This is a genomic window from Gramella sp. MT6, assembly GCF_019357415.1.
Classification (GTDB): Bacteria; Bacteroidota; Bacteroidia; order Flavobacteriales; family Flavobacteriaceae; genus Christiangramia.
On the sequence record NZ_CP048410.1, the window covers coordinates 1838098 to 1850065 of the forward strand.

Sequence of the window (11968 nt, forward strand, 5' to 3'; positions counted from 1 at the left end):
TTATAAAGGAATGCTTTCCGATCTTCGGAAGGCATTTTTTTGTGCCCGAAAATTAGAATACAGAAACACCGGTGAGGGTAGTGAACCTTTCCAAAGCTTTCATACCCAATTCTGAATTCCCTTTTTCATTTAGAATAGGACTCCATACCGCTACTGAATAATTATCGGGGTGTATGGCGACAATTCCACCACCAACCCCACTTTTTCCAGGCAGACCTACCTGGAAACTAAATTCGCCGGCCTCATCATAGAAACCACAGGTTTGCATTAAAGCATTGATCCTTTTTACAGTTTTCGGTTTTAAAATCTTTTCATTGGTTTCTAACATTTTCCCTTTATTGGCAAAGATCATAAAAGCCTTCGATAGATCTTTACACGACATGGATAATGAACATTGGTAGAAATAGAAATCTACAATAGGTTCAACGTCACATTTGATATTCCCGAGTGCTTTGATGTAATTTACCAGAGCAATATTTCTATATCCCGTTGCTTTTTCTGATGCTGCTACTTTTTCATCATATTGAATATCTGGATCACCAGTGATCTTTCTCACGAAATCCAGCAATTCCTGTTTAGGATTTTCCAGTTGATCTACAAGAATATCAGAAAGTACCAAAGCTCCTGCGTTTATAAAAGGATTCCTGGGAATACCACTTTCATACTCCAGCTGAGTTAAACTATTGAATGGGTCTCCTGATGGTTCCACATTTAAACGGTCCCAGAGATCTTCACCCATTAATCGCATCGCCATTGCCAGTGTAAAAACCTTCGAGATACTTTGGATGGAAAAATTCTCCTCGCTGTCACCAAACGAAAAATGTTTTTGATCCCCACAATAAACGTGCATTCCGAATTTTCTTCGGTCTACTTTTGCGAGTTCCGGAATGTAGGAGGCTACTTTTCCGGTAACATCCCGGTAACTCATTTCATCGTGAATAGTATCGAGGATTCGTTGGTAATCCATATTAGTTTAAATCGGTTAAATCTGTTTCAGTATCTATTTCGAAAGGTAATTTATCCTTTTTGAAAAGTCTGGCCTGCAGCTTTCCTTTTAACGTAACTTTATTATCCTTTAATTCCAGCCAGCTTCCTTCTCTTAAACCAATCACCGGTTGAGAATTAATTCCATGAAACTCTTTGATCCTGGTTTCTCTTGTCTCTCCTTTATGTTCAGAATTTGGATCTGGATCTAAATAATGAGGATTGATATTAAATGGAACTAATCCAAGGGTCTGGAATGATGGTGGGTAAACAATAGGCATATCGTTGGTGGTTTGCATACTTAGACCTGCAATGTTGGTCCCGGCACTGGTTCCCATATATGGAGTACCATTTTTAACCACCTCTTTAATAACGTTCATCACCTTGTTTCTGTATAATTCTGATACAAGCAGGAATGTATTTCCTCCACCTGTAAAAATCCCCTTAGCCTCTTTTACTGCCTCTACCGGATCCTTGAATTCATTAATGCCTTTCACTTTTATGCCTGCTTTAGAAAATGCTTCCGCTGCTTTTGCCGTGTATTCTTCATGGGAAATTCCGCCCGGCCTTGCGTAAGGAATAAATAAGATCTCATCTATATTATTATATAATTCAGGTAAGTGCGGAATTAGATATTCCAGGTATTCCTGGTTATGTAAAGTTGAGGTGCTGGCAAGTATCGCGTTGATCATGTTTTTTACTGTAAATTTAGAGAATCACAGGCATTAACAAAAGTTTACAGCCTTCTAAAGGCGAAATCGAAATTTCCAACGTTATAAATCAATCGAATACTAACCAATTCGTCTTGATCTTAAAAAACGCTTTAGGCCTCTGGCCTTTTTTTCTGCTGCTTTTTTCTGCGGAATATAATATGTACTCTCAGCAAACAACCTTGCTGGAGGGACAAATTGTATCTGACAGTCTATCGACAGCAAATATTCATATTGTAAATCTGAGCCTGGAGCAGGGCACTACCAGCGATGATTCAGGGGAATTCAGGATCTATTCAAGGTCAGGTGATACCTTGCTGTTTTCTTCCGTTCAATTTGAAAAAAGAAAGATAGTTATTGCCCAGACCGATATTGACGCCGGCGGCGTTAGAGTAAAACTTTTCCCTTCAAGAAATGAATTGGATGAGGTAAGGATCTCTGACCTGAAACTTAGCGGGTACCTGGATTCAGATCTGCCGAAGGTCAAATATTTGGATCGGCAGCAATATGGCATTCCATATCCTGAAAAAAAACTCAGTCAAACCGAAAGAAGATTGTATACCGCGAATGCAAATATTACAAGCCGATGGCAATATATTGGAGTTCTACTGGGTGGTGTCCCTTTAGATGTTATAATGAATGACATTAATGGCAGAACGAAATACCTTAAAGCTTTAGATAAACAGGATAAATTACAGCAGAGGGTACAGAATGAAATAGATGTAATGGGAGAGGAATTCTTTATAAATGAACTTGGTCTGCCCGAAAGCGAAGTGGAAAATTTCCTTTTTTATTGTGCAGAATCAGAAGAATTTGAAAAACTTGTTTCTACAGCAAACAGGTTGGAGATCATTGAATATTATAAATCCAGGAAACAGGAATTTCTGGAGCTTAGACAAATAACTGAATAATTGAAAAATAACTACATCCAATATCTATTGCTATTCTTTCTCTTCCTTCTACAGGTAGAACAATTAAAAGCACAACAGCGGGAGATCCTTGTAGGTAAAGTAGTGGTGGACAGCAGTCAGAATTTATCTGGAATACACGTGGTGAATTTAACAGGTGAAACGGGAACTACCACCAATGAGGAGGGGATATTTAAGATCCCTGCTATAGAGGGAGATACACTTTACTTTTCCTCCCTTCAGTTTGAGCATAAAAGAGTTGTAGTTAGAAGATCTTTCTTTGAAAACTTCCTGACCATTATAATGAGAGAAAAGTATAATGAACTGGATGAAGTACAGATAGATGATATTAAACTTTCTGGAGTCCTAATGAAAGACTTGGATAAGATTCCTAAATCTGAGCACGAGAAACTGGGTATTCCTTTTCCCAAACCAAGAAGAACGAGTCTGCAACTGGCAGTACAATCTGCCAAGAATGGAGGACCTTTATTAACCGTGATAAATACCCTGAACGGAAAAATAAAACAGCTGGAAAAAGCCGAAGAAAATAATGAAAGATCTATAATGGTTAATAAAGGTCTAGATCTTGTAGGAAAATTTTTCTTTGTCTTGCAGTTAGATCTTAAGGAATCTGAAATTATTAATTTTTTATTCTATTGTGTCGATGACCCGGAATATACAAGGCTGGTTGATGAAAATAAGGTGCTGCAGTTAATTGAATTATTCAAACTTAAAATAGATTCTTTCAAAGCCTTACGTGAAATAGATTAAATTCCTTTTTTTTGTAAAATCATGACTATAATCAATAACAATATTTATAATTTGAAATATAAATTCTATAGTAAAAAAGGCATACTTAGTTTGATCTTTTTCTTTTGCCTGATTGGTTTTTCGGCAAAGGCCCAGGAGTCGGTTTTATTAAGTGGTAGAGTAGAAGCCGGGAATCCTGATATTGAGAAAATCCACATTATAAACCTTAACCTGGAAAAAGGAGCTGTTACAAACAAAGAAGGAGAATTTAAGATCTACGCTCATGAAAATGATAGTTTGTACGTTTCATCGATACAATTTCAGAATACTACTATTGTGGTTTCCAGGAAAATGATAGAGGATGAAAGCCTCGTTATTGAGCTTAACGATAAGATGAATGAACTGGCTGAGGTGGTTATTGACGATATTAAATTATCTGGTCATCTTGCTAATGATCTTTCCAAGATATCGATCACCGATGTAGAGAAAAAATATGAGCTTCAGAATAATCTTAATGATTTCATCAGGAAAGACCGGGAGATGAATCCCTATGAGAAGCCTGTGGCTAATGGAGGAATCAGGATTGGCAAGATCGCAGGTGCCGTTATTGATAGATTGGCAGGGGAAAAAGAAAAGCCTAAAAATTATACTCCGCGAGAACTGGCAAATAAGAGTATCGCCATCGTAGGTCATGAATTCTTTAGGGAAGACCTGGAACTCAATGAAAACGAAATATGTAATTTTGTTTACTATTGTGCGGAGGACGTTCATTTTAAAAGACTTGTTATAAATAATAACGCCTTTGTCCTCATTGAATATTTCCAGACCAGGATCGAGGATTTTAGAGAACGAAGAGGAAGTAGTTTAAATTCATCTTCACAAATTCCAGGATAATTTCTTACTGATTTTAAACCTTTTAGTTTTATATAGGTCTAACCACTGCAACCAAAAATTATCGGTTTTGGTTCAATATTTGCTCCTTTAGTACCAAAAATAAATATGAAGAAGACTTTTACTCTTTTGCTTATCCTTGTTTTAGCTAGTTCTTTTGCTAAAAGGGATCACGAAACTTATCTAAGTGTTACCGAAATAGAGTACAAGGAAGATAAGCAGAGCCTTCAAATAATATCCAGAGTCTTTATAGATGATCTTGAGGATGTACTTTCTAAAAGGTACCAGAAAGAGATTAGTCTTTCTTATAAAGAAGACCTTGAAAAGAATAAGGCTGTAATGGAGAAATATATAGATAAAAAACTCCATATCACAATCAACGGGAATAAACAACCACTCAAATTACTGGGAAGCAAATTCGATGCAGATCAAATCGTGATGTTCATCGAAGGCACTAATATTCAAAAATTTGATAAGATCACCGTGGAAAATCTTATTCTCACAGATCTATTTGATTCTCAGAAAAATATAGTTCACGTAAAAAAAGGTGAAGAAATTGAAAGTATGTTGCTGGTTAAAAGCAACGGCAGTAAAACAATAAATTTTTAAAAAGTTCTCTTGGAAGGAATTTTAAATAATTATTTTTAGCAACCTTAAATTAAAACAAAGTAAATGAAGAAATTAAACATGCTATGCTCCGTGTTTTTGATGTTCGTTTTTGCAGGTGTATCTGCGCAGGAAACGGAACAGAAAGAAGCGCGGCAGGAAGGCCACACAAACCAAAACAAATTCAGGCAAATGTACCAGGAGATGGCCACTCCTAACCAATATAGAACAGCTTCCGGTGCACCGGGACCTGCTTATTACCAGAACGAAGCCGATTATAAAATGGATATCGTTCTTGATGATAAGAATTCAGTAATTACAGGTGAAGAAACTATCACCTATCACAATAATTCTCCACAGAACCTTGAATATCTTTGGGTTCAGCTAGATCAAAATATCCGTAAAAAGGATGCTCCTCAAAAGGATGGGGAGGGAATGGCCCCGGTAGCCACTCCAGGTAGATTTACCAGTACATATATGGAAGAAGCTTTTGATGGTGGATTCAATATAAAAGAGGTTTCTAAAGATGGTACTCCATTAAAATATACCATTCACCAAACTATGATGCGTATAGATATGCCTCAGGCTCTCAAAGCGGGAGAAAGCTATACTTTCGAAATTAAATGGTCATACAATGTAAATAATCACGTAACTAACCGTGCGCGTTCTGGTTATGAATACTTCGAAGAAGATGGTAATAAAGCTTATGTGATCGCTCAATTCTTCCCAAGAATGGCGGTTTATAATGACGTTGAAGGATGGCAGAACTATCAGTTCTGGGGAAATGGTGAGTTCGCTCTTCCATTTGGAGATTACGAAGTGAATATCACTGTTCCTGCAGATCACGTTATGGAAGCTACAGGAGAACTTCAGAATAGAAAAGAGGTTTACTCTAAAGACATGATGAAGCGATACGAGCAGGCTAAAAAGAGCTATGATAAGCCTGTATTGATCGTTACCCAGGAGGAAGCTGAAAAGGCTGAAAAAGGTTTTTCAGATAAAACCAAAACCTGGACCTATAAAGCAGATATGGTTCGTGATTTCGCATTCTCTACTTCCAGAAAATTCATTTTGGATATGATGGCTGTAGATGTGATGGGGAAAGATGTAATGGCTGTTTCTGTTTATCCAAAAGAAGGAAATCCTCTTTGGGAACAATGGTCTACAAGAGCTGTTGCTAGTACCTTAAAAAGCTATTCAGATCATACTTTTCAGTATCCGTATCACAAAGCAGTTTCTGTACATGCTAAGAATCAGGGAATGGAATATCCTATGATCTGCTGGAATTATGGACGTCCAGACGAGGATGGAAACTATAGTGACCGTACAAAATTCGGGATGATAAGTGTTATTATCCACGAAGTAGGGCATAATTTCTTCCCAATGATCGTGAACTCAGATGAGCGCCAGTGGGGATGGATGGACGAAGGGATCAATACTTTTGTTCAGTATGTGGCAGAGCAGGAATTCGCAGAAGAATATCCTGAAGCTATCGCGCCATTAGATAAATATCCTTCAAGAAGGGGAGAGCCAAGTAAGATAGTTAGCTACATGAAAGGAAATCAGAACTATATTTCCCCAATCATGTCTAACCCAGAGCAGGTTCACCAATTAGGTAATAATGCTTATGGAAAACCGGCAACTGCCCTGAATATTCTTCGTGAGACCATTATGGGACGTGAGCTTTTTGATTATGCTTTCAAAACTTATTCTCACAGGTGGATGTTCAAACACCCAACTCCAGAAGATTTCTTCAGAACTATGGAAGATGCTTCAAGTGTAGACCTTGACTGGTTCTGGAGAGGATGGTTCTATACTACAGATAATGTTGATATAGGGATCAAAGAAGTGAATAAATATTATGTTACAGATACTCCTACCAAGGCTGGAAAGGAAATGTTGCAGAGATATGGAACCACTCCAGAAGAAACTAAAGCTCTTTACGTGGTGACCGAAGATGATGAAGAATTCAATGAGGATATGAAGAATAAGTCTCTTTTAGAGAATTCTGAAACTCTTCAGGCTTATTTGATGGATAACTTTAGCGAGGAAGAGAGAAAGAATCTTAAAGCTCCTAAATATTTCTACCAGGTGGTTTTTGAAAAGCCGGGTGGATTGGTAATGCCAATTATTGCCGAGCTTACCTATGCTGATGGTACTTCAGAAAAAGTTACTTATCCAGTACAAATCTGGAGAAAAAACGATGAGGTAGTGAGCAAAGTGATCCCAACAAATAAGGAGATCACTAAGATTACTCTGGATCCAGATCTTGAAACAGCAGATGTTGATGTGAACAACAATAGTTGGCCTAAAGCTGAGACCAAAAATGAATTCGAAGAGTTCAAAGATGCTTCTCAGGAATAGGAATTTTAAGAAATAATATTTAAGCCGACTTTAACGAGTCGGCTTTTTTTATGCTTAGATTTGTATTTATATTTGTCCTGCTATGCATATGTTACCTTTATTTATTAGTGGAGCTGAAATAGCCTTTATCATGTTCATTTTGGTGATGGTATTTGGAGCCGATAAGATTCCGGATATTGCCAGAGGATTGGGAAAAGGCATGAAAGCCATTAGAAATGCCTCGAACGATATCAAGAGTGAGATCCAGAAAAGTGCTGAAAAGCAAGGTATAGATACAGATTTCACCAAAGACGTAAGAGGAGAAATAGATAAGGTTAAAGAAGATATTGAAGAGATTTCGGGCTCTGTAAGACGAAAGCACTAATTGTAATTGTTTAAATCATGTGGGAACAGATTGAGCAATGGGACAGAGACTTGTTTATTTATCTCAATAATCTGGGTATCGAAAGATACGACGCCTTTTGGATCTTTGTGACCAATCCAAGACACTGGATCCCGCTTTACCTTTTATTCTTTCTTTTTTTCTTTCTGGCTTTTCATTGGAGAAAGGCTTCTTTTTCTTCTTTATTTCTTTTAGCTACCGTTTTTACTACCTGGGGACTTACCAATTTGGTCAAGGGAATAGCTTTACGATTAAGGCCGAATAATACGCCTGAACTCGAGGAAGTAATTAGAATTCTTCAGGAACCAACAAATTATAGTTTTTTTTCAGGACACTCCTCAACTTCCTTTGCTGCCACGACCTTTATTGTTCTGGTAATATCGCAAAAAACGAAATGGATATATCTGGCCTATATCTGGCCGATTATTTTTGTAATGAGCCGAATCTACGTTGGAGTTCATTACCCGGGAGATATTATAGTAGGGATGATCGTGGGCATTGTCATGGCCATAATATTCTATAAGCTTTATGATAAATCGGGCAGGCGATTATATTTCTAGATCACCCTGGTTAAGGTAAGGCCGTCTCGTATAGGCAGTATAACGGTTTCTACACGTTTATCTTCATTCAGCATTTTATTGTATTCTAAAAGAGCCAGTGTAGATTCATCATCTTTTTTTACCTTTTGAACGACCTTCCCAGACCATAAAACATTATCTGATAAGATAATTCCGCCGGGGTTCATTTTATCGATTATGATTTCGAAATATGTAGGATAGTTAGGCTTGTCTGCATCAATAAAGACCAGATCAAATTTTGCATCAATTTCAGGGATTATCTCGGTCGCATCTCCCAGATATTGTTTTATCTGGTTTTTATAATCAGACCTTTCAAAATACTTTTTCTGAAAATCAAATAATTCTTCATTCACATCTATAGTATGCAACATTCCGTCCTTAGCAAGGCCTTCAGCCAGGCAAAGCGCAGAATACCCGGTGTAGGTGCCGATCTCCAATATGCTTCTAGGTGTTTTCATTTTAGAAAGCAAACTTAGCACCCGGCCCTGGTAGTGACCACTTAGCATCCTTGGCTGCATCACTTTTTGATTGGTTTCCCGGTTGAGGTCGGCAAGGAGCTTTGGTTCGGACTGGGAATGGGCTACAATGTAATCGTCTATGTCTTCGGGTAAAAAATGCATATCATCAATTTTGAGGCAAAATTAAAGATTTTATGCGGTGTTTCGGCTCTACGTCTTTTAAAACGAAATTGTATTTTTACCAAAAATTGAAAATATGCAGTTCGAGAATACCAGGGAATTTGCCAGACAACTAGATAAGGACGATAAACTTTCGAAGTACAGGGAAGAATTCATCTTTCCTAAAGTGAATGGAAAAGACGTGATCTATTTTGTAGGTAATTCTTTGGGACTGCAACCTAAAAGCGCTCAGAAGTATGTTGATGAGGTGATGAAAGACTGGGCAGAACTTGCGGTGGAAGGTCATTTTTATGCTGAAAAATCCTGGTGGGACTATCATGAAAGATTTTCAGAAAAACTCGCCAAGGTAGTAGGAGCAAAATCTACTGAAGTTACTGTGATGAATACGCTCACTGTGAATCTTCACTTATTAATGGTTTCATTTTACAGGCCATCTGGAAAACGCTATAAGATCATTTGTGAAGAAAAGGCTTTTCCTAGCGATCAATATATGATCTCCAGCCAAGTAAGGTTTCATGGGTATGATCCTAAAGATGCAATAGTGGAAATCAAAAAGCGTGATGGAGAGAATAATTTCAGGACTGAAGATGTGTTGGATAAGATAAGGGAAGTAGGCGAGGAGTGTGCTCTAGTGCTTATTGGAGGAGTTAATTATTATACCGGACAGGTTTTTGATATGGAAACCATTACCAAAGTGGGCCATGAGGTGGGAGCTTTCGTAGGCTGGGACCTTGCGCATGCTGCAGGAAATATCGAGCTGAAATTAAGCGAATGGAATGTAGATTTTGCGGCCTGGTGCAGCTATAAATATATGAATTCAGGTCCTGGAAATGCTTCCGGATGTTTCATTAATGAAAAATATCATAACAAAAAAGATATTCCAAGATTTGAAGGCTGGTGGGGTCATAATAAAGAAAGACGCTTCTTAATGGAACCCGAATTTCAACCTGAACCAACGGCAGATGCCTGGCAAATTAGCAATGCGCCAATTCTGGCAATGGCACCATACTTAGCGTCTCTGGAAATGTTTGATGAGGTGGGAATGCCTGCCTTGATTGAGAAACGAAATAAAATCGTAGCCTATTTAGAATTTGTGCTACATGAAATTGATAAGGAAGTAGATAGTACTTTTGAGATCATTACGCCAGCAGAACAGGAAAATAGAGGAACCCAATTATCTGTATTTTTACACGGAGAAGGGAAAGAGTTATTCCGTTATTTAATGGACGAAGGTGTGATCACAGATTGGCGTGAACCTAATGTGATAAGGCTGGCTCCAGCACCATTTTACTGTTCGTATGAAGATATGTTTGAATTCGGGCAGATCCTGAAAAAAGGTATTTTGAGCAAGCAAGATTAAAATTTACATAGGGAGTAATCTTCATTCTGTTGGTTTCAGAGATGGATAAAACAAAAAAAGGAGGCATTCGCCTCCTTTTTTCTTAAATAAAATGTTCTATTCTTCTACTGAAATATTGGTGAAAAACAATTCAAAAGAACCATCTCCAGATTTATGCATTTTGGAGATCTTCACTCCATTAAAATCTTCATAATCTTCCCAGGTTGTTGCCATTTCTCTACCACCACCGGAAGCCTTATATACCCATTCTTGGATCATGTAATCGTCATCAAAATAAATATCATAACTGTCACCCGGCGTATAACCGCCTTCAGAAGGATAGCTTACCGTAAGCATTTGCATTTCTTCACCACTTATGGGTGCCTTTGCAGTTTTAGCTTCACTTATTTCTGCGTCAGACCATTCTAACTGGTAAGGGAATAATAACCAGTAAGAATCGTTCACGAATCTTTGATCTATATATTCTTTTTCCTTCGCCAGGCTATCCTTTTTCGTATAGCTCATGGTAGAATCCTTTTCAGTAAGGCTTATTTTATCACTTTTTAGATTCCAAACCCATTGTCTTTCAGATCGTAGGGTATCGTTGACCTTGACATTGAAAGTAAATTTCAGCTCACTTATGCTATCGAATTCTTTAAAGCCATTCGCCATGGCGATTTTTTCATGGATCTCAAGATTAGGATCTTCTGAAGGAGCATCCTGTTCTTTCTTTTTTTCGTTGCAGGATATTACGAAACACCCAAGCATTAAAAGGAATAGTAATTTTTTCATTTAGTTAGTTTTTCTAAAGATACTAAATATCTCTGTTTACAGTGCATTAATGCTCATACCGCCATCGGCAATAATATTCTGCCCGGTAATAAAGGATGATTTATCCATTGCTAAAAAGGAGATGATCGAAGATATTTCTTCAGCTTCTGCAACCCGGTTTAGCGGGGTTCGGTTTAGAATTGAATTCATTTTTTCTTCATTATGAAGAAATCCTTCGGTTAATGGCGTTTTGGTAAACCATGGGGATACCGAGTTAACCCTGATGCCTTCACCTGCCCATTCTACAGCCAGACTTCTAGATTGTTGTAAAAGACCAGATTTGGACATGGCATACGGAGTCCCGGTTCCTACATCCTGTATAGCTGCAGAGGAGGCAACGTTGATGATCGAGGCGTTTCCGGAATTTTTAAGGTTTGAAAATAGCAATCTGCTAATTTCGAAAGGAGCGATAAGGTTGATTTCAAGTACTTTTCTAAATTCCTCTTCAGAATAATCATTCGCTCTTTTACGAATATTAATGCCGGCATTATTAACTAGCACATCCAGTTTGCCCCAATTTTTATCTATCCATTTCACGATACTTTCGCGATCTTCTTTTTTTGCAGAATCGGCTTTGATGCCATGTACCTTATAGCCTTTATTTTTTAATTCTTTTTCAAAGGCCTTGATATCGTCCTCACTTCTTGAGGTAAAAAAAACTTCAGCCCCCAATTTTAAGAATTCGATCACGCAGGCACGACCAATGCCTTTTGTTCCGCCGGTGATCAAAGCCTTTTTGTTGTCAAGTTTCCACATAAATGGTTTCCTTTTAATTATATAAATAAAAAACCCTCTGATCGCTCAAAGGGTTTGAAAATTTCCGAGTTTCTAAAGTCGCCTTCCGGTAAGTAACTTATAAAGAATAAGTATAACGGCTAATACTATTAGAATGTGAATTATGCTTCCAAGGTCTGGGAATGCAAAATATCCCACTAGCCATCCAATTACCAGTAAAACGATAATAAGCCAAATTAAATCTCTCATGTC

14 protein-coding genes are annotated in these 11968 nt (G+C 37.7%); 8 read left to right on the forward strand and 6 right to left on the reverse strand.

What is annotated here, in order from left to right; translation table 11 throughout:
- Nucleotides 1-52 precede the first annotated feature (52 nt).
- On the reverse strand, nt 53-967 hold the full coding sequence (locus tag G3I01_RS08220) for a glutaminase (protein WP_219552668.1): 915 nt from the start codon (nt 965-967) through the stop codon (nt 53-55).
- 1 nt (nt 968) lies between these two features.
- Nucleotides 969-1676 carry a dipeptidase PepE gene (pepE, locus tag G3I01_RS08225; RefSeq protein WP_219552670.1) on the reverse strand — a complete coding sequence of 236 codons (708 nt, stop codon included), beginning with the start codon at nt 1674-1676 and terminating at the stop codon, nt 969-971.
- 179 nt (nt 1677-1855) lie between these two features.
- Here pepE and G3I01_RS08230 point away from each other — a divergent pair, with 179 nt between their 5' ends.
- From G3I01_RS08230 to G3I01_RS08260, 7 genes are all read left to right on the forward strand, one after another.
- Nucleotides 1856-2605 carry a carboxypeptidase-like regulatory domain-containing protein gene (locus G3I01_RS08230; protein WP_219552672.1) on the forward strand — a complete coding sequence of 250 codons (750 nt, stop codon included), beginning with the start codon at nt 1856-1858 and terminating at the stop codon, nt 2603-2605.
- Complete coding sequence (locus G3I01_RS08235) at nt 2606-3373, forward strand: carboxypeptidase-like regulatory domain-containing protein (protein WP_219552674.1); 768 nt, start codon at nt 2606-2608, stop codon at nt 3371-3373.
- A 21-nt stretch (nt 3374-3394) separates the two neighbouring features.
- Entirely contained in the window at nt 3395-4246 is an 852-nt protein-coding gene (locus G3I01_RS08240; RefSeq protein ID WP_219552676.1) for a carboxypeptidase-like regulatory domain-containing protein, read from the forward strand.
- A gap of 105 nt (nt 4247-4351) precedes the next feature.
- The gene (locus G3I01_RS08245) at nt 4352-4852 is read left to right on the forward strand and encodes a DUF6702 family protein (protein WP_257710844.1); all 501 of its coding nucleotides are present in this window, start codon (nt 4352-4354) and stop codon (nt 4850-4852) included.
- Between the two features lie 63 nt (nt 4853-4915).
- Nucleotides 4916-7213, forward strand: a complete 2298-nt coding sequence (locus G3I01_RS08250; protein WP_219552678.1) for a M1 family metallopeptidase — start codon at nt 4916-4918, stop codon at nt 7211-7213.
- An 82-nt stretch (nt 7214-7295) separates the two neighbouring features.
- Nucleotides 7296-7577: a twin-arginine translocase TatA/TatE family subunit gene (locus G3I01_RS08255; RefSeq protein ID WP_219552680.1), complete on the forward strand. Its 282-nt coding sequence runs from the start codon at nt 7296-7298 to the stop codon at nt 7575-7577.
- A gap of 17 nt (nt 7578-7594) precedes the next feature.
- Nucleotides 7595-8155 (forward strand): phosphatase PAP2 family protein, encoded by a 561-nt coding sequence (locus tag G3I01_RS08260; protein WP_219552682.1) that lies wholly within the window; start codon nt 7595-7597, stop codon nt 8153-8155.
- On the opposite strand, the gene G3I01_RS08265 is transcribed toward G3I01_RS08260, so the two are convergent.
- Nucleotides 8152-8793 (reverse strand): O-methyltransferase, encoded by a 642-nt coding sequence (locus G3I01_RS08265; protein WP_219552684.1) that lies wholly within the window; start codon nt 8791-8793, stop codon nt 8152-8154. The genes G3I01_RS08260 and G3I01_RS08265 overlap by 4 nt on opposite strands.
- A 94-nt stretch (nt 8794-8887) precedes the next feature.
- Between G3I01_RS08265 and kynU the strand changes: the two genes are divergently transcribed.
- Nucleotides 8888-10171: a kynureninase gene (kynU, locus tag G3I01_RS08270; RefSeq protein WP_219552686.1), complete on the forward strand. Its 1284-nt coding sequence runs from the start codon at nt 8888-8890 to the stop codon at nt 10169-10171.
- A gap of 96 nt (nt 10172-10267) precedes the next feature.
- Here kynU and G3I01_RS08275 read toward each other — a convergent pair whose 3' ends face one another.
- The 3 genes from G3I01_RS08275 to G3I01_RS08285 all read right to left on the reverse strand — a co-directional run bounded on the left by G3I01_RS08275 (nt 10268) and on the right by G3I01_RS08285 (nt 11965).
- The gene (locus G3I01_RS08275; RefSeq protein ID WP_219552689.1) at nt 10268-10942 is read right to left on the reverse strand and encodes a hypothetical protein; all 675 of its coding nucleotides are present in this window, start codon (nt 10940-10942) and stop codon (nt 10268-10270) included.
- 36 nt (nt 10943-10978) lie between these two features.
- Entirely contained in the window at nt 10979-11737 is a 759-nt protein-coding gene (locus G3I01_RS08280) for an SDR family oxidoreductase (protein WP_219552691.1), read from the reverse strand.
- Between the two features lie 72 nt (nt 11738-11809).
- Nucleotides 11810-11965 (reverse strand): lmo0937 family membrane protein, encoded by a 156-nt coding sequence (locus tag G3I01_RS08285; protein ID WP_011710576.1) that lies wholly within the window; start codon nt 11963-11965, stop codon nt 11810-11812.
- Between the last annotated feature and the right edge of the window lie 3 nt (nt 11966-11968).